A 25122-nucleotide genomic window follows, 5' to 3' on the forward strand; every position below is an offset into this window, starting at 1 on the left:
AATCTTGACATTAAATATATCAATATGTTAGCTTTTCGAGGTTCATAAATAATAGGGGGGGAGAAATATGTATTTTAACTATTTTTACTATAGAATTAGGTGTTCTTAGGGTTTGGTATTGTATAAAAAGATTGATTTGTTACCCTAAAACTAATGGTTTTAGGGTTTTTTTTTGCCTATAGGATTATATAGAATTATATGGTTGGGGGTATAGCCAATGATCATTGTGATGAAGGCTGAGTCGACAAAAGAAGATGTTGCTCATGTCCTTAAAGAAATTGAGAAGACCGGCTTAAAAGGCGTTCTTTTGCAGGGAACAAACAGGAATGTGATTGCGGTAATTGGTGATGAACGCATTTTGCCGCAGGATTTTTGGGATGTATTGCCAGGGGTGGAAAAGAGCGTTCCTATATTAGCGCCTTATAAGCTGGCAAGCAGGGAAGGGAAGGATTTTAATACGATAATACATCTGCCAAATGGCAAAACTATCGGGGGGGAAAAGATTGCGGTAATAGCAGGTCCGTGTGCGATAGAGAGCAAGGAGCAGATCGTTGAGATTGCAAAGAGAGTGAAAGATGCAGGCGCTACCGCAATACGGGGAGGTGCTTTTAAACCCAGAAGCAATCCGTACACGTTCCAGGGCCTTATGGAGGAGGGCTTGATACACATGGCCCATGCCCGTGATGTTACGGGGTTGCCAATAGTTACAGAAATTCTGACCCCTGAGCATGTTAAATTAGTGAGCAAATATAGTGACATATTGCAAGTCGGAACCCGCAATATGCAAAATTTCCTGCTTTTGCGGGCAGTAGGTGAGTCCGGAAAGCCGGTAATCTTAAAACGAGGTATGTCGGCGACTCATGATGAATTTCTGCTTGCAGCGGAATATATATTATCACAAAATAATCCTAACGTGATTTTGTGTGAAAGGGGGATTAGAACATTTGAGACGTTTACGCGCTTCACCTTGTCGTTGAGCATTGTGCCGGTACTGAAAGAAATGACACATTTACCTGTTATTGTTGATCCCAGCCATGGTACTGGAAAACGCTCTCTTGTGAACCCCATGTCGAAGGGGGCCATTGCGGTTGGCGCAGATGGTTTAATTATAGAAACACACCCGGACCCTGAAAAATCGTTTGTGGACGGACCTCAAACAATTGATCTTGATGCTTTTGCGCAACTGATGGAGGAATTGAAACCTGTTGCCAGGGCAGTAGGAAGAGAGATATAAAGTAATAGTCAGACCTTGTTGTTATTTATTATCCATTTTTTTTAAAAGGAACCTTAGTATGGAATATATTGAAAAAGTAATAGAACAACTCTCAAATGAAACATTGCACAGTTTGAAAGAAATGCACAAAGTGAAAGATAGCAATGAACGAAAAACTCAAGCCGAGATAGTTCATCTGCTCTGCCAATCGATGAGTTCGCTCATATCCAGCACGGCATCAATGATGTCCGAAGTTCATGATTTCAATGATGAAGACGAAGATTTTGAGGATGAAGATGAAGATTTTGAAGATGAGGATGAAGATAAGTTTTAATCGTACTACGTATGCAAATGCAGTGTAAGAGATTAAAGACATCATAATCACAGTAAGTCTGTGATATTTTACATGGCGGGGGATTACCAGATTTCTTATGCGCAGACGAGATAAAGAGATTACGGATCGAAAAGAAATTGATGAAATATTGACAAAGGTAAAAACAGGCAGACTAGGTACATGTTGCCGGGAAATCCCTTATATCACACCGATGAATTTTACTTATGACAGTGAAGCGCTGAAAATATTTCTTCACTGTGCAAACGAAGGGAAAAAACTGGAGAATATCCGTATTAACCGGAATGTTTGCTTTGAAGTTGATGATGTAGCAGAGATCATTGTGAAACAACCAACGTGTGCTTCTTCTGTTGCGTATCGCTCAGTAGTTTTATTTGGCACAATAAAGGAAGTAACTGACCATGAAGAAAAGAATTATGCCTTACAGAAACTTGCTGAAAAATACGCCCCACAGAATCCTAAAACCCCATTCACTGACGCAGCGCTGAGCAGGACCAATGTACTCGAAATACAGATCAATGAAATGACTGCGAAGAGAAGTCCTGCCAGACCCGCGCATGCCGATCCTGCAAAAAAGTAAATAATTTAATATTGAGGAAAGATTATTATGGAGATTATTGTTTCAAAAAGATTACAGTCTATTGGCGCTTATGCGTTTGCAGAGGTAGATAAGGAAGTTGAAAAGTTGAGAGCAATGGGAGTTACCCCGATTGATTTTGGAGTAGGAGACCCGACCGTTCCCACTCCTGAGATCATTCGCAAGGCGACGCAGGAGGGGATCACGAAGCGTAAGTCGTCAGGATACCCAAGCTATATTGGTACCGCCGAGTTTAGGCAAACAATCGCACAATGGACAAAGAAAAGATTCGGAGTCACGTTAGACCCTTCCACAGAGATTTCTTCCACAATTGGATCAAAAGAGGGGATTTTTAACTTTCATGAAGGGTTCATTGATCCCGGCGACTATGTAATAATTCCTACTCCCGGATATCCCCCATACACACGAGGAACATTGTTTGCCGAGGGTACGCCCTATTATGTGCCGCTTCTGAAAGAAAATAATTTTCTTATGGACTTGAAATCGATCCCGGAAGAGGTATGCAAAAGGGCGAAGATTTTATGGCTTAATTACCCGAACAGCCCGACAGGGGCCGTTGCGCCGTTGTCTTATTTAAAAGAAGCAGTGGAATTTGGCAAAAGGCATAACATTATTGTTGCATCGGATGAGGCATACAGTGAGATATATTTTAATGAACCGCCGCACAGTATTCTTGAAGTGGCAAAAGAGGGGGTCATTGTTTTTAATTCGTTGTCTAAGAGAAGCGCAATGACGTGTTACCGCATCGGCTGGGTTGCAGGAGACAAAAAGATTGTTGATGTTTTTAAAAAGGTGAAAACGAATATTGATTCAGGGACGCCCACCTTTATACAGGATGGCGCAATCGCTGCATTGAGTGACGAAACACACGTCGGGGAAATGCGGGCTGATTATAAACTGAAGAGAGACCTGCTCGTTACCGCATTCAAAAAAATCAATCTTCCCGATTGCACCCCTGAGGCTACCATCTATTTATGGCAGAAAGTGCCTCAGGGAATGAGTTCGGTGGAATTTGCTAAAAAGCTTCTTTCTCCAGACATCGCCATAGTAACTACGCCGGGAGGATGGATCAGTGATAAAACAGAAAGCGGTATAAATCCAGGTGAGGGATATGTCCGATTCGCGTTGGTTCCCGGTATCGAAGATACAAAAAAGGCTGCAAAGCGGATAGAGGAACAACTATCAAAAATTATATGATGATAGGGAAATTAGTGACACAATGCCTGGCGGGTTCAGGTTTGCAATCTGAATACATAGTTTAATGTTGTTTGAGATATATCCGGAAAATTATGAAAAAACGATTATTTAGCGGAATCCAGCCGAGCGGGGAAGTTCATATAGGAAACTATCTGGGTGCAATAAAGAATTGGGTAGGGATGATTGATCGATACGATTGTATTTTCTGTATTGTCGATTACCATGCGATAACGGTCGAATACGACCCTAAAGAAATGCAAAACCGAATTATTAACGCTGCGGCAGTTAATATTGCAGCCGGACTTGACCCAAATAAATGCATCCTCTTTGTGCAATCTCATGTACCGGAACACACGGAACTTGCCTGGATACTGAATACTGTGACGCCTATGGGTCACCTGGAAAGAATGACTCAGTTCAAAGATAAGGCAAAGCAGCACAGGGATAATATTAATGCTGGTTTATTTACCTACCCCGTCTTGCAGGCGGCAGATATATTGGTTTATAAGGCGGAAGCGGTGCCTATTGGTGAAGACCAGGTACAGCATATAGAATTGGCAAGAGAGATTGCCCGAAAGTTTAATTCGCGGTACGGAGAAATATTTCCTGACCCGAAAGAAATACTTTCAGATGCCCCAAGGATTATGGGCATTGATGGGAAGACAAAGATGAGCAAAAGTAGGGATAATTATATCTCGTTGGTAGAATCTTCTGAGTCTATATGGAAAAAATTGTCTACAGCGGTAACGGATGAGAATCGGAAGAGACGGACAGACCCGGGGAATCCTGAAATATGCAACCTTTTTACTTTACATAAGCATTATTCTTCCATTGAACAAATAGAACGAATCAACAGGGAATGCCGTACTGCGGAGATAGGTTGTGTTGAATGCAAAAAAATATTGTATGAAAATATCATAAAAGCATTATCTCCCATACGGGAAAAATATGAAGAGTTAATAAAAGATAAGCATTCTATAATTGATATATTGCACGAAGGCGCGAAAAAGTCTAAGAACATGGCGGAGATTACCATGGCAGAAGTACGAAGACAAATGGGACTGACTTAGATAATGAGCAACTAAAAGCAATCGGCAGTCCACAGTCTGCAATTTGCCGACCGCCGACTGTATATTGAAGACTGTAGAAGAGACCAGTAAATATTTTGCCAATAAATGCAAAGAAATTACTGATAAGGTACTAAGAAGCGAAACATATTTACCGCCTTGTGGCACACCTCAGACTCCATTCCCACTTATTTTAGCGAACATAAGCGTTTTTCCAGAATTATAGAAAAAGAAAAGATGTCAGACCAATTCAAGAAAACAATAGTTTCTTTATTAGCAGCAAAAACAAATCTTTCCGAAGACGAAATAGATAAATACATTGAAATACCTCCTGACCCAAAGATGGGGGATTATGCATTTCCCTGCTTCAGTCTTTCAAAAATGCTGAAAAAACCTCCCGCGAAGATTGCTTCAGAATTAGCCGACCTCCTGCATCCTGTTAGCCCGATAAATAAGATAGAAGCAACAGGCCCCTATCTGAATTTGTTTTTAGACAAGGCAATATTCTCTGCGGTTGTTTTAAAGAAAATTGTGAATGAAGGTGACACATATGGCTGCGATACCATTGGCAAGGGGAAAACCGTTGTTATTGATTACTCCTCCCCAAACATCGCAAAACACCTTGCCGTCCATCATCTTCGCTCGGCATTAATTGGAAATGCACTGTATAATATTTACGGGAATTTAGGGTACAAATGCATAGGGATCAACCATCTTGGTGATTGGGGGACGCAGTTTGGTCAATTGATTGTTGCATATAGAAAATGGGGAGAAAAGGATCTCGAACAACATACCATTACCGACTTAAACAAACTCTACGTTACCTTTCATCGTGAAGCGGAAAAGGATAATCATCTGGAGGACGAAGCGAGGGAATGGTTTAAAAAACTGGAGGCAGGAGACGCAGAGGCGATGGAGTTATGGGAACGTTTCAAGGATATCAGCCTTAAAGAGTTTCAAAGGATATATAAGATGCTAGGGATTCATTTTGACGCCTTTGTTGGCGAGAGTTTTTACAATACAATGGTTGAGGATACAGTATCGGGGATTAAGAAGAAAGGGTTAGCCTGTATCAGCGAGCAGGCATTAATCGTAAATCTCGAGGCGTATAATATGCCGCCATGTTTGCTTAGAAAAAAGGACGGTACAACACTTTATGCAACACGCGACATTGCAGCGGCAGAGTACCGGAAATCTGTATATGATTTTGAAAAAATGATTTATGTAGTTGGTTCTGAACAAAAACTTCACTTTTGTCAGATATTTAAGGTTTTGGAGTTAATGGGATATGACTGGGCAAGCCAGTGTGTCCATGTGGATTTCGGCCTTATGAAATTTAAAGAGGGCAAGATGTCCACCCGCAAGGGGCGGGTCATATTGTTGGAAGACTTATTAATTGAGGCAGTAGACCGTATCAAAAGGATTATTGAAGAAAAGAATCCTTTGCTAAAGGACAAGGAAATGGTTGCAAGGGATGTGGGTATTGGGGCGGTTATATTTGCTGATTTAAGCACAAAACGAAACAAGGATGTAATATTTGATTGGGATACCGTATTAAATTTTGAAGGAGAGACGGGACCTTATGTGCAGTATACTCACGCCCGTCTTTGCAGCATTTTGAGGAAATATGGAAAAGATGTAACTACGGACATTGATTATCCATTATTAAATGAAGATGATGCCATTCATCTTATAAAGAATCTATGGCAATATCCCTTTGTAGTACTAAAAGCGGCACAGTTTTATGAGCCGTCATTAGTGAGTAATTATCTTATTGATATTTGTGCCGGTGTAAATAAGTTCTATAATGCTCACAGGGTATTATCCGAAGATGAAGGGCTTACAAAAGCAAGAATACTTCTGGTAGATGCCGCCAGGCAAATCATAAAAAATGGTTTAAAAATCCTTGGCATGCAGGCGCCTGTGGAAATGTAAACAAGGGGAGCATTCACAAATATTTGTAGATTCCTCATTCTTGTTCCCAAGCGCCGGCTTGGGAACACAATTGTAGTAATATTTTAGTTTTTTGAAGAAAAATCGTAACTATTCAGCGTAAACGATACACGGCTCGTTCCCGAACAGATACTTCACTATGTTCAGTACAAGGTTTGGGAACGAGTTGCGCTCTGATCTCCGGTAGTTTAATAAATTACGCTGAATAGTTACTAAAAATCTGCCTAAATTTAATATTTTTAGTTAACCAATGAACAAACCCACCCCTGCCTCTCCCAAGAGGGGAATTTGATAAGTCCCCTCTTGGGAGGGGATTGAGGGGTGGGTAAAAATGAATGTCGTTGGGTTTTTGTTGTCTTTTAAAATCCAACCTAATTAATCTTATGACCGAAGAACGAACAAGAAAAATCTTATCACTCCTTGAAAAGGCGTACCCGGACCCCAAACTCATTCTTCGATATAAAAATCCCCTGGAATTGCTGATAGCGACGATATTGGCAGCTCAATGTACAGATGAACGGGTAAACAAGGTGACGGAAATTTTGTTCACAAAATACAAATCGGCGAAAGAATATGCTTTTGCACAGCAGGATGTTTTTGAACAGGAAATACGGCCGACCGGTTTTTACAGGAACAAGGCGAAAAACATTATTGCGTGCGCGAAGGCATTAGAGGAAAGGTTTCATGGCAAGGTGCCGGAAACTATGGAAGAACTTTTGACGCTTCCTGGGGTAGGAAGAAAGACGGCAAGTGTGCTGCTTGGTAACGTCTTTGGCAAGCAGGCGATAGCGGTGGATACGCATGTATTCCGTGTTTCGCACCGGTTAGATTTTGCCAAATTCAATAATCCAGATAAGGTGGAAATCGAATTGTGCAGGATTATCCCGCAAAAGAAATGGACACAGTCCTGCCTTGTCATGGGGACACATGGTAGGCTAACCTGTATTGCCAGAAAACCGTTGTGCAAAGAGTGCGTCGTAGAGAAATTATGCAATTCAAAAGATAAAATAGTATAGGCTTTAGTTTTTAAAGGGATTCCATGGCGGGAAGTTCGATGATAAAAGTAGTGCCCTTTCCCACCTCACTTTGTACGTATATTTTACCGTTATGCGGTTTAATATAGTCAAAAGCATTTATTTTTATAAAAACCTGTTTTTTTCTTGCATTTGAAGTGTTTCTGGAGTATTAAATTCTGCATGAATCCATTTCTCAGTGAAAAAACCCGAATAGAACTTAAAAAAGTACATAAGAAAGAGCCTCATAGACATCATGCCGACCGAATCAAAGCGATACTTCTTCTTGATTCAGGATGGAGTTATGAAGAAGTAGCAGAAGCGCTCTTGTTAGACGATCAAACAATCAGGAATTACGAAAAACTATACAAAGATAAAGGTTTTTGACGGGATTTTATCTGACAATTATATTGGCTGTATGCCAAAACCCACCTGCGAACAAGAAGAACAATTAAAAGATCATATCAGGAAAAAACAACTATAGCGTGGCAAAATAAATTGTTGAATATGTAAAACAAACATTCAATAAAATCTATACACCCGAAGGAGATAAGATACTTTTTATGGATGGAGTGCATCCACAGCACAATTCTACGTCTGCATATTGCTGGATAGAGAAAGGCAAAAAGAAGGAAATACCCTCTAATACCGGCAGGAAAAGAATAAATTTAAACGGTGCTATTGACATAGAAACCTTTGAAGTAACAATCCGGGAAGATGAAAGCATCAATGCTCAATCAACAATAAAGCTTTTCCATGAAATAGAGTCAAGGTATGCTCAAGCCGGTACTATTTACATAATCTCTGATAATGCTAAATATTACAGGTCTAAGTTGGTCAAAGAATACCTTGCAAATTCGAGAGTAAAGAATCCACCCGCGGAGCAGGTGGCTTTGGGATAACCCCTATAAGGGGATGAAAATGCCTTCCTTCCAAAGGAAGCAAGGTTGAGTTGTCCCCATTTTAAATTTACCGTTGTGACTCTTCTTGGCGCTCTTTCTGCTCTTGATATTTCACATATTTACGTATCTTTTCCGTATCCAAACCAACGGTATCGACACAGTAACCTCTCGACCAGAAATGATTACCCCAATAAGGTTTTTGCTTCAAATGTCGAAACTTATTGAAAACTCGAATAGCTGTTCTGCCTTTGATTATACCTACAAAATCGGATATCGATATCTTGGGTACTACCATGACAAGCAGATGAACATGGTCAATTTGTACATTTAACTCAACAACTTCACAGCCTTTTTGTTCAGAAAATGCTCTGATACACTTACCTACTTCTTCTGCTACTTGACCAGTAAGTATTCTTAGACGATATTTTGGTGTCCAAAGAATATGATATTGACAATGCCATATCGTATGCGATAATTTGCGAAATCGACTCATTTGTTACTCCTTTGTTGATGTTGTGGGGACAACTCAACTTAGATTGTAACAATGAGTCGTTTTACTGGCAAAGCCTTTAAACTCTGACCACGCCCACAGGGCGTGGTTTTCCACATTATTAATAAAGATCAAATTTCTCCCTTCCTATTCACCTAATCTAAACCTCATTGAAAGATTATGGAAATTCTTTTGCAAAAAAATATTGTATAATAAGTATTATGATACTTATGGGAAGTTTAAAAACAAATGTTTAAGTTTTTTCAAAAATATTAACGAGTATATGTTTTGCTGAGCTTGTCGAAGCAGATGAATTGCTTACTCTTTTAACTTAAAATTTTCGAATTATTGGCGAGCAAATTTTAAAAAACTAAAGTGTTACGATTTGTTTGACTATACACGAATGGAAGGCCTTGATGTGATTGAGAATTGGGGACAGAATTAAAGCCCCAATGTTAGTTCCAAGATGGTGGGATAAGGGTGTGAGCAGTACCCTATATTTTTGTTGACATGGAGGACAGAATAGTGGTATCTTGTGCCTATGACTAATACACAACCGCCCACTATTAAAAAGTATGTTTCTTCGTTAGCATCAATTGTTCGAAGTAGGGCACAAAATTCGCTTGGTAGCGTCTTATCTCGTGTCCGTTCAAGCCATGAGGCAGTCTTTATCTTTGATAATAATGATGAATTTCTCGGACTGATATCTCCTTTCAAGACACTTTATTCCAGCAATTTTCCTTATACCACAAAAGTATCATCTATAGTTTTTAAACCACCTGCCATTACAGAAGAAACGCCAGTCTATCAAGTTGCAGAATATATGCTATCTACAAAGATATATATATTGCCGGTACTTAGTAAAGATGGAGACTTACAGAGTGTGATTTATGGAAAAGATATATTGCAGGGAATTATTAAAGATCCTGGCTTGTTAGTGTTTGTAAGTGGCAAAGTAAAACCGCATATCCCAATAACAGCCCCGATTACTGCCTCGGTGAAAGATGTATTCTATGACCTTAAAGAAAAAGGTGTTTCAAGAATGGTGATAGTTAATGCTGAAGGATCCCTTGCAGGAATCGTCACCAGAAGCGATCTCATGCAGGCACTTATCAAGCCTACAGCAAAGATGAGATTTCCTAAGGAAGGAACGCATGTTGGCTTTTATTCATTGGCAGGAGAAAAGAAATTCAGAAAGAGCGACCCTATCCGTAAGTACTATACGGTACTGGTTGACTCTTTGCCCGACGATACATCAAGAACAGAAATTGTTTCGCATCTTATCACCTCTCCACATGATAGTATTATTCTGGTAGATAAGCATAATAAACCTACTGGTTTTCTCTCGACACGCGACATCCTGCGAGCAGTTGTGCTTTTGCGTCCAGAAGAAGATATTCCGCTTATTATTATCAAGAAACCAGGCGATTCTGTAAGTAATAAAGAGTTAGAACAAGCGACAAGACATTTGGAGTTATTTGGCAGGAAGTTAAAAAAACGGATGAAAATTAAAAAAATCGAAGTCACCTCCGAAGAGCCTAAAAACCCAAAAGGTCATACGATGATGTTTAATATCACCGTTATCGTTACTCCTATTGCTGGAAAAGCAATTGTTGCCGCTACCAAACAGAGAAGGTTTATCGATGGAATACAAGAGGCTACAACATTAATTGAGAAACAACGCAGGCGAAGTGGACTTTCAAAAAAGGACACACGGAAATCATAAAAAACAAATTTCCAGCCTGAAATGATTAGCATACATTGGAATTGGGGACGTTCGTGAGAGAGACGGTATGGAGGGTACTGGTCAATTCTGCTACTGACTTTGCTTTCGGATAATGTTATATTTCCCTTATGACAAGACCTCTAAGAATACAATATCCTGGAGCTTGGGATCGTATCATGAACAGAGGAAGACGAAGGGGAAACATTTTCTCGACAAATGAAGACTATACATTAAAATAGTCGCATATTGTTTAATACCAAACCATTATCACCTTTTACTACAAACACCCGAAGGAAATCTTTCACGAAAAGGCTATAGAAATTCAACAGGTTGATAAATATGACCTGGCGAGACCGTTGATATACTGGCGGGATTTCCGAAATGACGTGCAATCACTTCACCCAACGCATTACTGTATTCGATATTGTGCGACAGATATCGCTGTAAATAAAGATTTCCTTCCTGTAATCCCGGCCACTCTCCATATGTCCCTCCGTTTACACTGTTTCCAATTACGAACCAAGTCGAAACATTGCCGTGATCGGTTCCAAGGCTTGCGTTGTTTTTAGGAGTGCGCTAAACTCAGCCATTGTCAAGATCAATACATTATTCATCAATGTTGTACCTAAATCAGTGTACAGAGCAACAACCCCGTTTTGCTAATTCAGAGAGAAGTTCGGAATGGGTTCCCTCCACACCGCCTTGATTGACATGGGTATCCCAACCATGACTATCAACTGTGGCAACTTGCAATCCCATACCCTATTTTGTCAGTTGCGCTACTTACTTGTCGGAGTTATTTACCAAACGTTGAAGCGGGATACTCAGCCCCATTTGCAGGAATACACCCAAAGAAAAACAAAAAGAAAGGGGGCAAATCTTTATTATTGACATATTTGCTTCAACTCTTTCAATAATCTGAGAAATACGTTTGTCATCTTTCAGTTTTTCTCGTAATCGTTTTCTCCCTTGGGTTACAGTTAGCTTTTAAAGGGATTCCATGGCGGGAAGTTCAATGACAAAAGTAGTGCCCTTTCCCACTTCACTTTGCACGTATATTTTACCGTTATGCTGTTTAATAATACTATGTGCTATGGAAAGGCCAAGCCCCGTGCCTTTCTTCTTTTTGTTTGCTCTGTTGGTATAAAACGGTTCGAAAATTTTAGAAAGATTCTCTTTGGGAATTCCTGGCCCCGTGTCTGATATATAGGTCTTTACTACATTATTCTGAGCCTCTGTTTTAATAGTGAGGCATTTATCATATGCCGATACTTCCATTGCAGCGCAGGCATTTTCGATTATATTAAGCAATACCCTGCGTATTTGATATTTATCGACAAAAACAAATGGCAAAACGTCTCCAGGTAAAATAATAATTTTAATGTTTGCGTGGTCAAACTGATATATTTTCTGCTTTATGATAACTTCGATGATTTCATTAATATTTATTTGTTCCTTGGATAGTGTATAATTTCCCGTAAACGTGAGGAGGCTTTTTACAACGTCCTGTATTTGTTCTGTTTCTTTCTGTATTCTTTGGAGGTATTTTAGCGATTTTTCACTAGTTGCAGGGTCATTTAAGACAAGTTCTGTGCAAAGTTGAATGCCCGCAAGGGGGTTATTCAATTCATGTGCGGCGCCTGCTACCAGATTACTCACCGCAAAAAGCCTTTCTGACTGGACTACCTGATTTGTTAATTGATGTTCGCGTGTAACGTCTCTTAGTACGATAACGATCCCTATATTATTGCCAATAAAAGATCGTGCCAGCCTTTTCCTTTTCCTTCTATCTCCGATAACATGTATATTTTCATCAATGAACTGATTAACCGAAGATGCAATAACATTAAAATGTTTTTCAAAATCGTCATTAATAGTAATTTCATAGGATACGGAGAGTTGTTTTTCTTCAAACAATGTTCTGTAAATATCTTTTATATCGATAGTATTTATTCTGATTATTGACCCATCGCTGTTTCTCACCAAATTCAACTGGCTAAGTATTGCATTTGCGGCCTTATTTACCGTGTTTATTTTCCCATACATATCCATAAAAACAATGCCGTCAACTATGCCATCTATCAAGGAAAGTAATTTTAATTCTTCCACATCCATGCGATGATTGCAAAGGTTTAAATGGTATTTTATTAGGGTATCTGCAAAGGCCGTTGGAATGGCTTTTTCATCCGCCGGTTTTATGATATAGTCATTCGCCCCCGCTTTCATCAGTTCAATTGCCCTTAGCTCTGAACCCTGCGTGACAATAATTGTTATAAATATTTCATGGATGCTCTCTTTTGATTTTCTGATTATTTCAGAGACATCTGATTCCGGCAAATGATCATCCAAAAACATGATGGATAGTTTTTCATTCTTCAATTGATGAATGGCATCCTGGCCATTTCCGGCAATAATCACATCATAGCCTTCCCCGAGAAGATACGTTTCCAACATTTGTGTGAAAGATTGTTCACTGGCGGCAATCAAGATTTTTATCCTGTTTGCGGTAATATTCGCGGGCGTTGACTCTGGCTTGTTTTGTAACAGATATAATAAATCTTCCAATGCAAATGACGGATGAATTGAAAGATATGCGCCAACACAATTGGCTAACAGGGATATCATACAATTTTTCTGCGAATCAGTGACTAAAATTACGGGAACGTTATTGCAATTTGCCAAAAGAGATGACTTCATTAGTTTACATACTTGAAAACCATCCAAAATGGGTAGCTCTGTATCTAAAAATGCAAAAAGAGGGGGCTGGGTATTGAGATGTTTTAAGGCATCTTCTCCATTTAACACCGTTATTATATTTACAAAACCATGCTGTTTTAAGTAGCAAATTATATGTTCATATTTATCTAATTTATTGGAGGCAAACAATAGGGTTCCATTCATGTGTTTTTATTACTCCAAAACCATAGAATAAAAAAAGGAAAATGGGTGATGCAATACGGGTAATCCTAACATGGACAAGCCAGAACCAAACAAGCATGAAATACAAAAGAGGAACCATAGATTACACAGATTAAAAAATCGCAGGAACACGGAGCATTGTGTCCCTGCAACAAACGTAAGGTTAAAATCCCGGTCTGCATTTCCCCTTCTGTCCAGTTCCAGGTTAGGGTATGGATACCATATTTGTGATGTCAAAGCCAATATTTTTTTTGAAATGTACCGTGTTTAAGAAGGGTGTGTTTTAGCGTAAAACCCCTTTTCTTAGTTTATAGTGAAAAGGGGAAAGGAAATACGAAGGGAAAAACGGTTATAAGACAAAATAGAATGCAAGAAGAATCAATGCACAGCCTAGAAAATATTGTGAAATATCGTAAATGATATTTTTCTTTTTTACGCCGATAATGTCTTTGTTTGTTTCAATAACCTGTTTGAAGATATTTTGCAGTTCAGCGCCGGTAGCATCGTGTTGGTAGGAGCCTCCAGCCATTTCTGCTATTTCTCTTAATAATTTCGGATCGGGTTTTGTGTAAATAATCTCTCCATCTTCTGTGCGTTCATAACCACTTTTATTCCCCAATCTATCCCGTTTTGGTATGGAGGTGGAATTATTTGGATCCCCAATGCCAATGATGTAAGTGGAAATATCGTTCTTTTCCAATAACAATCGTATTGCTTCCACTACCTGACTCCTTCTGAGAAGCTGCTCTTCTCCATCGGTAAGAAGGATTATTATTTTTTTCCCTGCTTCATTACTGAAGGTTTCCATGGCAGCAATTAAGGCGTTCCCGATATTTGTGCCGTAAGGTACAAATCTTACATAATGTTCGTTTACCATATTTAATATTCTAAGGAATACCATTTCATAGTCTTTTGTTGGATAAGGGAGGAGGGAAAAGGCTCGTGCGGCGAAAACAACTAAACCAACACGGTCGTCTTCAAGTCCTCTCACCAGGTTGGCAATCTCCATTTTGGCACATTCAAGCCGGTTGGGTTTTACATCCTCCGCAAGCATACTCATTGAGACGTCAAGTACAAATACTATCTCAAGCCCTTCTTTTTCATATTGTTCTTCCGTAGTTTGCCATTTAGGCTGCAAAAGTGTAAGCCCTAAAATACAGCAGGCGGCGCTTATGCTGGTTCCTTTGATGAGGTTTCTGTATGTTGAGGGTATTTTGCTGAATTTTTGTATGTATGTTTTCTGCCCAAATGTTTTTAGCCAGGCTCCCTTCCGCCAGTAAAGAATAAAGTAGAAAACAAGGATCAGGCAGGAAAGTGAAAATACAAGGGGGGTATATTTTTCGTGAATAAAAGATAACATTATTGATTTATTATTCGATAAGTTTTGAGAAAAGAAATAGTTTCAGGTATTTACACGGTAATATTATAAACACGATGGATTTCTTATGCGCTACCAGCGGATTTTCTGTTCTCCGCTGTATCGATATTTGGTACCCCATGGAATAAGTTTCAGGGACTCTATCCGGTCTTCGCGTTCTTCCTGTTTATGAGAAAACATGGTATTGAATTGCATCTCGCCCAATCTCATTCGTTCGAGATTTTTTTTTGCCTGGAAATCGGCGGGGTCAATTTTCAGGGCTTCAACGTATTGCATTGCCGCAGTGGAGAAATCCATATCTTCCGCAATAATATTTGCATTATTGTAAATTGCCCTTGCCTTTAATACAGGGTCTTTTGTTTCCATAGTTTTCCGGTACTCATCTGAGGCCTTTTTATTTTCCATGAGCAAAGAATATAGTACGCCTTTGTTATATGTTATTAAAGGGTCTTTTTCTGATAGTTTGCGGATAAAAGGATTCTCTTCCAGCTTACGAATTGTGGAAAATGCATGCTGGTATCTGCCCATTTTTATATTTTCGTCCAAATTCGTAATAATGGTGTTTATCTTTAAATTTGTATAACCGTAGAATGTGAGAATGCATGCAAGCACTACGAAGGTTATTTTTGGGAAGCAATTTATAGAACATAGGCATCTCCTTTTTAATTTAACGTTTAGGAATTTCAATATTTTTAATTAAGCAATGAACAAACCCACCCTCAAACCCCTCCCAAAAGGGGACTTATCAAATTCCCCTCTTGGGAGGGGTTTGGGGCGGGTAAAAATGAATGCCGTTGGTTTTTTATCTTTTACAACTCAACCTGATTCAAGGGATTCTTATCCAGAAGTTTTCAATGAAAACAGTTGTTAACAGAAAAAACAAACCTGCTATAATAGGGAATATATAAAGGTCCTTTTTTTTAAAAACATTTTCTACCACAATTTCATCTTTTTCAATCCTGTCAATTTCATCATAGAATTTTGCAACCTCTTCAAAATTATCGGCATGATAATATTTTCCTCCGGTTGACTCTATTGCTTCCTGTAATTCCTGGATGTGTTGAGCGGCGATATCAGGGTCTATGCCATAGACGTCTGATGCTTTTACTGCCACAACATACGCCTTTATTCCCATTCTTTGCAGAAGCCGTAAGGGTCTGTCCGGTGAAATGCCAATATTGTAAATGCCATCAGTGAAGAGAATTATTAGTTTATTTTTCAGTAAGTCTCTTTTCTTCATCTCTTTTACAAATGAAACAGCGTAATCATCGAGATACTGCTTGTTAATGCTGTTTCTTAATTCTGTGAAGGTAAATCTGCTTCCCATTTCTTTTTCAAACAATGCGGTAATGGAGGTAAAGATACCCTCTCCTATTGAAGTTTGGTATCCCATTTGGGATGAGTGTACACGTTCCAAAGATTTTTCAAGCAACTCCGTTTCCATCGTGGGCATTGTAATGAGAGCCGCATCAGTGCCGAAAATAGATAATCCAATAATATCGTTTGATCTTTTCTTTATAAAGGCAGCAACAACTTCCTTTATGGTCTCTATGGCAGTTCCGGTTGTGCTGAATGAAGTATCAATACAGAGGAGTATTTCACGTCCTTTTAAAGATATCTTTTCTTTATGATAGGCGGATTGCGGATATGTTAACGCCAATATTAAAAAAAATACCGCGCAAAAAAAGACCGGTTTAAAAAGGCCTGCGATAACCTTCCTGAACCCATGCAGTTCTTTTACATGATAGAGGCTTGAATAACCGATATATTTTTTTTCTTTCCAAAAAAAATAGAGCAAGCCAAAAGGGATAATAAGGAAAAGGAACCATGGATTCGCTAATGTCATTTATTTATACCTGTTAACCGCACAACATCTTCCAAACAGTCTTTCGTTCTCTTAAATGTCTCTTCGTGTATCTGTTTTTCAAAAATAAGTGAATCTAATAATCGAAAGGATTCACGAGCTACGGTCGTTGCGTCCTCAGAGAGTTTGTTTTGTCCGTTATTTTCAAAAAAACGGGAAGTTGTCAACGATTGTGCGAGTTCGTTTGAGATACCGGTAAAAGTGCCCAAATATGTCCTTAATGCTTTGCTGGCTAATTGAGCGTTTTCTTTATTTAGTGCGTCGTTGTCAGTGTATTCAAGTTTTAACATAACAGCTTTTAATTTTTCTAAGGCAATATGAGGGGTGATAGTGGTGGTTATTGGCTTTTTCTCAGCTTGTTTTTGCATGGATGCCCTTATGGTAAGCATACCAAACAGAAGCAACAAAAGAATTCCTCCGCCAAAGGGCATGTATCCATAGAAAAAAACATGCTCTTTTGAATAAGGCACCGGGCCTTTTAATCCTTCCAGCGGGACATCAACCGATTTAAGGAGTGTGTTGATAAGAATAGGAATTGGTGTAGTATGGGCTTCTTTTGTAACGATAGAAGAATCGTTGCCTCTGATTGCCGCGCTTTGTGAATCCGGTTCCTTGTAATACAATACAGATATTCCCGGGATTTCAGGATTCCGCTCTTTCCCCCCCAGTTCATATATTGCGAGGGTATAATCTATAACGGTTTTTGTCAATTCCCCTTCGGTTTGTGTCGAGGACTCTTTTTTTAATACTTCAAAAGGGGGGAACTGTATTTTATCCATGGTATCCCACAGGAGTTTTATATCATTTTCATATCTGATGGTTAGTGTATAGTGAATGCGGTCGCCGATACATATAACATCCTTGTCGATTTTCCCTTCAACGAGGATGGGTGTTCTTTTTACCGCGATAGGGGCGGAACTGGCAGCCCCTTCCTTAGAATCAACGGTATTAATATAGGAAAGCTTGAAGGAGGGTATTGAGTATATACCCTCCTTAATATTTGGCGGCAGTGAAAGTGCGTAAGTAACAACCGCAAAATCATGCATGTTATCAAATATCTGGCGTTCACTGATGATTATTCCCTCTATCACAAATGGGCTAAGGTCAACATTGGCAAGACTCTCCAGATCTACGGTTATACCCAGCATCCATAACACCTGTACGGTGAGATGTAACGTTTTTCCGGGAATGATCCGGTAATCATCGATAAAAGTCCATATTTCAAGCGGCCTGTCTGTAAGCAGAAACTCTTTTTTTAATGCTGACTCCGACTCCGACTCCGACTCTGATTTTGCTGTTGCGGCAATGGACGTTTCATTTTCCTGTGTTTCCTGGCCATGTACCGGGGTAAAACAATATCCCCACGAAAACATGCCAATGAATGTAAATAAAGCAAAAAGATGTCTCATTTTTTAATTCTCCCTCCTCTACGGATGCGTTTGTCAAAAAACTCTGATATTTTTTTTATCCATATACCTTCATCTTCATCTGTCTGTATCGTTATACCGCTTATGGTTAATTTTCTCAGTAAGGCATAAAAAGGTGCAGGCACATTAAGAGCCTCTGTAGTGCTTATTGTTTTATTGCAATGGGTTTCAACATCACGAATCGTTAGATATCCCCTCGCTTTTGGGATGCAGGACTCTCTTTTATCGGAAACAATAACAGGAATAACCTCATGCCGGTAGGAGAGTGTCTTTAGTGAACGTTCGTAATTATGTGGGGCGAAAAAATCGGATAGGATAAAAATGAGAGAAGGAGACTGCACTTTTTTATGTAAAAAAGTCAATGCGGCGTTAATGTCAGTAAAATGAGAGGACGGTTCATCCGTTAAAACCTTTTTCATATTCTTAAAAGCTTCATTTTCGCCCGTTTTAGGCGGTATGTATTGCTCAACTCTATCGGTAAATGCGAGAAAACCAATTTCATTGCCCGTTTCTGATGCCGCATAAACAAGGAGAGAAAGCAATTTAGCTACAATATCTTCTTTTGTATGATAAAAAGAGCCAAATTTTTCAGAACGGCTCTTGTCGATAATGAAAAAAATAGTCGCACGTTTATCCACTAATTTCAGACGTACGTGTAAACGGCCTATTCGGGAAGTGGTTTTCCAGTCAACAGACCTTAAATCATCGCCGGTCTGATATTGCCGAAGCTCATCCAGTTCCAGACCGTGCGTTGAGTTTATATAGCTGGCGAATGATCCGCCAAAGAGATTACCTATTAACCGCTGTAAATAAAGGCGTACACGTTTTTTTTTCAATGAATTTATTCCAGAATAGGAACCCGGTGAAGAATTTTTGTGATAATATCATCTGAATCGTAGCCTTCCACCTCCGCCTCATGCGTAAGGATGATTCTGTGCCGCAAAACGGGATAGGCCATTTTCTGAACATGCTCAGGCAGAATCGTATCGTCTCCCTGGATATAAGCATAAACACGCGATGCCTTTGTGAGTGCAATAGTTGCTCTGGGTGAGGCGCCGTACATGACAAGGTCTTCCAGTATGCCGTCATTTTCTTCCGGCCTTGTTGCCCTTACAAGCCGTGCGATGTATTGTATTATAGAGGGCGCATCATTTGGCGGTAGCCATTCTGCTATAGTAGTTCTCAATGCAAGTATTTCCTCAGGTTTAAAAATAACCGCGAGTGGAGTTTCTGTGCCAGAGGCATGTTTTTCTGTTATCTCTATTTCATCATTATAAGAAGGGTATCTGATTTTTATTTTGAACATAAAACGGTCTATTTCTGCTTCCGGCAATAAATAGGTACCTGATATTTCGATGGGATTTTGAGTCGCAAGCACCAGGAATAATTTTTCCAGGTGATGGGTTTCCCTGCCGATGGTTACCTGTTTTTCCTGCATAGCTTCTAATAAGGCGCTTTGTACTTTTGCCGGTGCGCGGTTAATCTCGTCTGCAAGAAGAATGTTTGTAAAAACAGGGCCTTTTTGAATCCTGCTTTTTTTCGTTTCAGGGAGCCACATTTCAAATCCGGTAATATCGGCGGGAATAAGGTCCGGCGTGAATTGTACCCGATGGAATTTTGCATCGAGTATGCTTGCTACGGTTTTTACCGTCATTGTTTTTCCAAGTCCAGGATAACCTTCCAGTAAGATATGCCCATCTGACAGTAGGGCGATTATAATTGTTTCGATCATTTCTTCCTGTCCTACAATGACCTTTCCGATCTCTTGTTTTATTTTTTCCACCTTCTCTTTAATCGGGCATCTGTTATTTTTTGTTTTTGTTTGAGCTTTCACCGTATTTAAATTCCTTCCTTTTGGAGAAACTGCTTTGAGTAATGCTAAATAATTTAGTATTATTGCATTAATTGCTAAGGTGAGTGTATGTTTCTTCGAAGATTATATAAATTCTCTTACTTATTTACAAATAATAATTTTAGTGTATAAAAGCAGTCTAATCATGACGGTAATTACTGCCAACAATATAAGGGCGCAAAAAAATTATTGACAGTCAATTTTAAAAGATGTATATATTCGACACTTTATGGCACTTTACGTAATCTCTTCATATTAATATTTACTGTATAATAAATGTTTATTGTTAGTTTAATTAACCTATTCTAGTGAAAGGGGTTTGGGATGTCGTTTTCAAAACCAAATGCGTCGGCAGCAACTCGTACAAAAAATAGAACACCTAATGACAGGAATGCTTCCAGCGGGATGTGTTCTGTTTGTGTAGATGATTGTCCTGGTATTTGCGAAATAGGAAAATCAGCATTTCGATCTGTTGAAAATTTGTATCCACAGCCATTTGGGGTCATTACAGCAGGTGCGGACAAGGAATATCCTGTAGATTTTAGTCACTTAAACATAATGGGAACTGCGGTTGGCGCTGTTGGTATTGCCCCTGATAGCGATAAGGCTATTTTTGATAATGTTAATACAGAAACAAGGCTTGGCAAGGATAAGGGCATTAAGTTGAAGATGCCGATAATGATTCCCGGACTCGGTTCAACAAAAGTTGCAAAGACGCATTGGGATGGTTTAGCGATAGGTTCAGCGATTTCAGGAACTGCACTAACGATAGGTGAAAACGTAGGCGGCATGGATGAACAATCCAAAATATCAAATGGCAAAATAACCCATTGTCCCGATCTTGAATACAGGGTGAAAACCTACCAGAGTTGGCAGCAAGACGGTTATGGTTTGATAGTAATGCAGGAAAATGTTGAAGACAGCCGGTTAGGCATACTGGAATATGGGGTTGAAAAATTAGGCGTTCAGGCGGTGGAAATGAAGTGGGGGCAGGGTGCAAAGGACATTGGCGGCGAGGTTAAGATTAATAATCTGGAAAAGGCGAAGATGTTGCGCGACCGCGGGTATATCGTATTGCCTGACCCGTATGACAAAGAAGTTACCGGTAGTTTTGGAAAGTCATTCAAGGAATTTGAACGGCACTCCAGAGTTGGAATGGTGAATGAAGACGATTTTGTAAAAAGGGTAAAGGCATTAAGGAATGCCGGTGCAAAATATGTATTTTTGAAAACAGGCGCATATCGTCCTGCAGATCTGGCAAGGGCGGTTTGGTATTGTTCCATTGCAGGAGTTGATGTTTTAACCGTTGACGGGGCAGGCGGCGGCACCGGCATGAGTCCGTGGCACATGATGAACGAGTGGGGTGTTCCGACGTTATACATTTCCGCCCTTACATATAATTATGTGCATCAACTGGCATCAAAGGGGCATTATGTACCTGATATAATCCTTGCGGGTGGGTTTGCGTTTGAGGACGACATTTTCAAGGCATTTGCACTTGGTGCGCCATATGTGAAAGCAGTCGGCATGGCGCGTTCACCTCTTTGTGCATCGCATGTAGGTACAGTGGTAGCCAACCAGATAAAAGAGGGTAAAATTGATAAATTCATTGCTGACTATGGCAGTAATGTAGAAGAGATATTTGTGTTGGCTTCAAAGGTTAAAAGATTATTTGGTACTGGTAAGAAAGAAGTCCCGCCAAATGCTTTAGGGCTGTATTCTTATTATCAACGTTTATCACAGGGATTACGTCAGTTAATGTGCGGATCCAGGAAGTTTGCCCTGGAATATATCACAAGGGACGACATCGTTACCCTGACGCGTGACGCCGCTGATGTTACAGGGATCACCTATATCATGGATGCCGATAAAGCGGAAGCGCAGAAAATTCTTTCAGGAAAAGGATCAAAATCCAAGACGAAACCAGTTGCAAAAGCGAAAACCGTTACTAAGGAAAAAGCCGTAAAAAAAGCAGCACCATCAAAAACAAAACCCGCAGCAAAAGCAGCGAGTGCCGTAATGCCTAAAGCAAAGACAGCGGTAAAGAAAAAAGGGGGGAAATAACCAGGTCTTTGATGGAATATTGCAATGGTTTTGTAATATAAGCAAAACAGAGCAGTCAAAAAACATCCTTATAATAACGATAAAACAGTCATTTATAAATAAAAGGGTTTTTCAGTTTTTTCAGACAACTGAAAAACCCTTTTTGAGTATAGTCAAATAAATCTATTTTTCTAAAGACATTACAAGCAGGGAGGTGAAACATTTGTTTGTTTACCGTATAACTCATTCAACAGACCGAAGTTGGCACATGTACAGTATTTTACGTCTCTTCTTATATGCAGGCAAATACTTCGCCCCTGCTTTTTAAAAAGCCAAATTACCGCTAAATTTTTAAAATCAGATTTGGCTGACTATAGATAAGTATGGATTTATTATATATATAAGCAAGTTATGCCCAATTGTAAAACTACGACTACTAAAAACAAACCACAATGACCATTACAGGACAAATAAAAAAAATCACTCTTGAAATTTTAGCGAGCCGGCCAGACGGAATAAGACATTCTGAATTGGGTAGAGCCACACGGACAAACAATCCTTCGTTCAAACCCAACACAATTAACGGAGCGACTTGGGACCTGGACGCAACTTACCCGAAAGAAATTTACAAACCAGACAGAGGCGTTTTCCGCCTAATAAAATTTATTTCATTTTGTTACAAATCTATCCAATGAAACTAATACATCTGAAGCGTCAAGGTTTCCCTTTATTCCTAAGTCCAAAAAAAGATTCATTGTTTCAATCTGGCTCAAATTAAGTAATCGAGCAGCTTCCCTCAGTGTTATCTTGCCTTGCTTATAAAGATTTCCTGTATACGTCTCAAAACCTATTCTTATAAGCTTTCTCCTCGCAGTGGATTCCTCTATCCTCTCTTCTTTTTCAACAAGCTCAATAGCATCCATCATATCTTTAGGTATCCTTATGGATTTTGTTTTCATCATTTTCTCCAATTTTTTAATATTGCCTTTATGGCATTATATTCTTCATTGCTAACAAACGATGATAAACAATCCAATTTATTTTGTGCCTCTTTTATTGTTAATGTGTCTTTTTTCAACAATAAAGCAATAAAAACCGCAGGGGTTATGTATGGGATATCAAGAAACGTAATCTCTTAATAAACCTTTTATCATCGCTACATATTGCTTCGTATCCTCCTTGTTGAAATATTGAAAAAATCGCATCTTCACCCTTTTTAGAGGACAAAGTCATAGTATTTAATTTTATCAGCTTATTTTCTATGTTTTCTTTAATAATTAAAGCATCAATATGTTCCTGGGGATTATAAATAATTTCTTCTTTAACCAGTTGTGGTATTGTAACTGCAAAGTTCTTACATACAACTTCTTTTAATTTTGATTTAGTTAATTTAATAAGGCAATCGGCATCCATTAATAGTTTCATGTGCTACATTGTAATAATTATATTGCATACTGTCAAATTATGTTATGCGCACGGCCGTACGTCTCTACAGGAGGGGATTGAGGGGTGGGTAAAAATGAATGCTGTTGGGTTTGTGGTAACATTTTAGTCTTTTGAAAAACGTATTACCTATAAGCTCCGTAGGAGCAGCCTGTTTGTAGCAAAATAGGATATTATAACAGATATTAGCTCCGTTAGGAGCGACCTGTCTCTTGTAAATCCATATTAAACAGGTCTGCCTGAATATGGACAGGCCGCTCCTACGGAGCTATTTACCTTATTGAATTTTATTGCGCTACAAACAGACCGCCCCTGACGGGGCTACATGGTATTTTTCCTATCCCGGGAATTTTTCAAAAAACTAAAGTGTTACGGTTTGTGTCTTTTATAACCAGAAACCTGTTTGAAGCCTGTCTGCGTGCGGCATGCACAGGCAGGCCAACGATTTCTCAAACAACTATTCATGATAATCAGTAAAACACTGAAAGTATAATACGGCATAATTTAATTTGACAATGTCGTCCCTCAAAAGTATAATCCCACCGAAATGAAATAAGACGTGTTCTTTTTTATAAATAATTGTTTGGTTGCAGGTATTCTTAACAAGCTGCTTGTTAAGAATAAAAGGGAATCCACGCCTCATTTAGTTGAGGATTGGAGCGGACCCGCCGCTGTAACCGGGGACGAACATCATGAAAAGCCACTGGAAAGCCGCAGCTTTCCGGGAAGGTGTGATTAGTAGAATGATCCGGGAGCCAGAAGACCTGCCTGCAATCGCTTCACGATGTCTTCGATGGTAAAGAGGGTGAAGGGTATATATATAATATCAATGCTTGTATTGTATGGGCAGGTTTCAAAACCCGCTCGTACCGATAAAAATAGAAAACCCATATCTTCCGTATCGAGGATATGGGTTTTTTTGTTATTGTTTAAGCATCAGGAATTCATTCTCTTTGTAAGGAGTGTATATGTAGTTAATTGTTTAATGAAAAAATAAATTACCCATTACAGGTGTCCCAATATACCCATTGGGACGAAAAGGGAATCCCAACTCCAACTCATTGTGTCAGAAATGAGGAGTAAAGGGAACGGTACCGCCGCTGTATCCGGTGACGAACGTTGCAAATGCCACTGGTGAACCGCTTCATTAGTTTATACCAATGAGACGGCTTTCCGGGAAGGCGCAATAAGTAGGACGACCCGCTAGTCAGAAGACCTGCCTGTAATGTTTTGCCGAAAACTTCTTCGTCGTAAAGGAGGTGAAGTGTGACGTATGTACTTTAAAGCCCGTCTCTTCCCTGTACGAAGAAACGGGCTTTTTTGTTTTAATCGCCATTGCAAGATGGCGCCGTACAAGCGGAGTTTGTCCGCGCCACCCAACCATATCAATATTAAAAAGCTATATTAAACGTTTAGAGATTTCAAACTGTTCATGTAACGACAAGGCACGCTTTGCCGCTACATTGTTGAAAATCGCCGAAGTCCTTATTAAGAATAGATACTTTAAAAACGCTCGTTCCCAGGCTTCGCAGACTGGGACAAATGAACCTTGTTGTCTCAAAAGTGGGGGCAACTTATCACATTTTGCCTATTTTATGCTTAATTTATTACTGTTTTTCTATTAAAGAGGGAAATTCATATCGTGAAATAGGATAGAATTGCCCATTTGACCCAGTCTGTCCGGC

21 protein-coding genes, 1 pseudogene and 2 riboswitches are annotated in these 25122 nt (G+C 39.4%); of the genes and pseudogenes, 12 read left to right on the forward strand and 10 right to left on the reverse strand.

The window, feature by feature from the left end; translation table 11 throughout:
• Positions 1-217: 217 nt before the first annotated feature.
• The 9 genes from aroF to M5U24_RS12260 all read left to right on the forward strand — a co-directional run bounded on the left by aroF (position 218) and on the right by M5U24_RS12260 (position 8295).
• Positions 218-1234 carry a 3-deoxy-7-phosphoheptulonate synthase gene (aroF, locus tag M5U24_RS12220; RefSeq protein WP_099326538.1) on the forward strand — a complete coding sequence of 339 codons (1017 nt, stop codon included), beginning with the start codon at positions 218-220 and terminating at the stop codon, positions 1232-1234.
• A gap of 58 nt (positions 1235-1292) precedes the next feature.
• Positions 1293-1547: a hypothetical protein gene (locus M5U24_RS12225; protein WP_099326539.1), complete on the forward strand. Its 255-nt coding sequence runs from the start codon at positions 1293-1295 to the stop codon at positions 1545-1547.
• 97 nt (positions 1548-1644) lie between these two features.
• Positions 1645-2145 (forward strand): pyridoxamine 5'-phosphate oxidase family protein, encoded by a 501-nt coding sequence (locus tag M5U24_RS12230; protein WP_099326540.1) that lies wholly within the window; start codon positions 1645-1647, stop codon positions 2143-2145.
• A gap of 27 nt (positions 2146-2172) precedes the next feature.
• Complete coding sequence (locus tag M5U24_RS12235) at positions 2173-3360, forward strand: aminotransferase class I/II-fold pyridoxal phosphate-dependent enzyme (RefSeq protein WP_099326541.1); 1188 nt, start codon at positions 2173-2175, stop codon at positions 3358-3360.
• A 92-nt stretch (positions 3361-3452) separates the two neighbouring features.
• Positions 3453-4430: a tryptophan--tRNA ligase gene (gene trpS, locus M5U24_RS12240; RefSeq protein WP_298202594.1), complete on the forward strand. Its 978-nt coding sequence runs from the start codon at positions 3453-3455 to the stop codon at positions 4428-4430.
• 234 nt (positions 4431-4664) lie between these two features.
• Entirely contained in the window at positions 4665-6362 is a 1698-nt protein-coding gene (gene argS / locus M5U24_RS12245) for an arginine--tRNA ligase (protein ID WP_099326543.1), read from the forward strand.
• 401 nt (positions 6363-6763) lie between these two features.
• Positions 6764-7396 carry an endonuclease III gene (nth, locus tag M5U24_RS12250; RefSeq protein WP_099327113.1) on the forward strand — a complete coding sequence of 211 codons (633 nt, stop codon included), beginning with the start codon at positions 6764-6766 and terminating at the stop codon, positions 7394-7396.
• 180 nt (positions 7397-7576) lie between these two features.
• Positions 7577-7780 carry a helix-turn-helix domain-containing protein gene (locus M5U24_RS12255; protein ID WP_099326544.1) on the forward strand — a complete coding sequence of 68 codons (204 nt, stop codon included), beginning with the start codon at positions 7577-7579 and terminating at the stop codon, positions 7778-7780.
• Positions 7781-7956: 176 nt separating this feature from the next.
• Positions 7957-8295 carry a transposase gene (locus tag M5U24_RS12260; protein ID WP_099326545.1) on the forward strand — a complete coding sequence of 113 codons (339 nt, stop codon included), beginning with the start codon at positions 7957-7959 and terminating at the stop codon, positions 8293-8295.
• A gap of 67 nt (positions 8296-8362) precedes the next feature.
• Here the strand turns inward: M5U24_RS12260 and tnpA are convergent, their stop codons facing one another.
• Entirely contained in the window at positions 8363-8788 is a 426-nt protein-coding gene (gene tnpA / locus M5U24_RS12265) for an IS200/IS605 family transposase (protein WP_099326096.1), read from the reverse strand.
• A 115-nt stretch (positions 8789-8903) separates the two neighbouring features.
• Here tnpA and M5U24_RS18520 point away from each other — a divergent pair.
• Both M5U24_RS18520 and M5U24_RS12275 read left to right on the forward strand, forming a co-directional pair.
• Positions 8904-9008, forward strand: a pseudogene (locus tag M5U24_RS18520) (transposase); the annotation flags it as partial.
• Positions 9009-9326: 318 nt separating this feature from the next.
• Positions 9327-10511 (forward strand): CBS domain-containing protein, encoded by a 1185-nt coding sequence (locus tag M5U24_RS12275; RefSeq protein ID WP_099326547.1) that lies wholly within the window; start codon positions 9327-9329, stop codon positions 10509-10511.
• Positions 10512-11498: 987 nt separating this feature from the next.
• Here M5U24_RS12275 and M5U24_RS12280 read toward each other — a convergent pair.
• The 7 genes from M5U24_RS12280 to M5U24_RS12310 form a co-directional block, all read right to left on the reverse strand.
• Positions 11499-13412 carry an ATP-binding protein gene (locus tag M5U24_RS12280; protein ID WP_164994957.1) on the reverse strand — a complete coding sequence of 638 codons (1914 nt, stop codon included), beginning with the start codon at positions 13410-13412 and terminating at the stop codon, positions 11499-11501.
• A 367-nt stretch (positions 13413-13779) separates the two neighbouring features.
• Positions 13780-14790, reverse strand: a complete 1011-nt coding sequence (locus M5U24_RS12285) for a VWA domain-containing protein (protein ID WP_099326550.1) — start codon at positions 14788-14790, stop codon at positions 13780-13782.
• Between the two features lie 90 nt (positions 14791-14880).
• Entirely contained in the window at positions 14881-15336 is a 456-nt protein-coding gene (locus tag M5U24_RS12290) for a hypothetical protein (protein WP_298202598.1), read from the reverse strand.
• Between the two features lie 298 nt (positions 15337-15634).
• Entirely contained in the window at positions 15635-16654 is a 1020-nt protein-coding gene (locus M5U24_RS12295; RefSeq protein WP_099326552.1) for a VWA domain-containing protein, read from the reverse strand.
• Entirely contained in the window at positions 16651-18081 is a 1431-nt protein-coding gene (locus M5U24_RS12300; RefSeq protein WP_099326553.1) for a hypothetical protein, read from the reverse strand. The genes M5U24_RS12295 and M5U24_RS12300 overlap by 4 nt, the downstream gene beginning before the upstream one ends.
• Entirely contained in the window at positions 18078-18935 is an 858-nt protein-coding gene (locus M5U24_RS12305; RefSeq protein WP_157820714.1) for a DUF58 domain-containing protein, read from the reverse strand. Before M5U24_RS12305 ends, M5U24_RS12300 begins: the two co-directional genes overlap by 4 nt.
• A gap of 5 nt (positions 18936-18940) precedes the next feature.
• Positions 18941-19933: a MoxR family ATPase gene (locus M5U24_RS12310; RefSeq protein WP_099326555.1), complete on the reverse strand. Its 993-nt coding sequence runs from the start codon at positions 19931-19933 to the stop codon at positions 18941-18943.
• 342 nt (positions 19934-20275) lie between these two features.
• Between M5U24_RS12310 and M5U24_RS12315 the strand changes: the two genes are divergently transcribed.
• Entirely contained in the window at positions 20276-22015 is a 1740-nt protein-coding gene (locus M5U24_RS12315; RefSeq protein ID WP_099326556.1) for an FMN-binding glutamate synthase family protein, read from the forward strand.
• A 647-nt stretch (positions 22016-22662) separates the two neighbouring features.
• Here M5U24_RS12315 and M5U24_RS12320 read toward each other — a convergent pair.
• Together M5U24_RS12320 and M5U24_RS12325 are read right to left on the reverse strand one after the other, a co-directional pair.
• Positions 22663-22956, reverse strand: a complete 294-nt coding sequence (locus M5U24_RS12320; RefSeq protein ID WP_157820715.1) for a hypothetical protein — start codon at positions 22954-22956, stop codon at positions 22663-22665.
• Positions 22957-23098: 142 nt separating this feature from the next.
• The gene (locus M5U24_RS12325; protein ID WP_157820716.1) at positions 23099-23419 is read right to left on the reverse strand and encodes a hypothetical protein; all 321 of its coding nucleotides are present in this window, start codon (positions 23417-23419) and stop codon (positions 23099-23101) included.
• Positions 23420-24011: 592 nt separating this feature from the next.
• A riboswitch (cobalamin riboswitch) is annotated at positions 24012-24224 on the forward strand.
• A 205-nt stretch (positions 24225-24429) separates the two neighbouring features.
• A riboswitch (cobalamin riboswitch) is annotated at positions 24430-24676 on the forward strand.
• The last annotated feature ends 446 nt before the right edge of the window (positions 24677-25122 follow it).

This window comes from Candidatus Kuenenia sp. (assembly GCF_027493735.1).
Taxonomy (GTDB): Bacteria; Planctomycetota; Brocadiia; order Brocadiales; family Brocadiaceae; genus Kuenenia; species Kuenenia stuttgartiensis_A.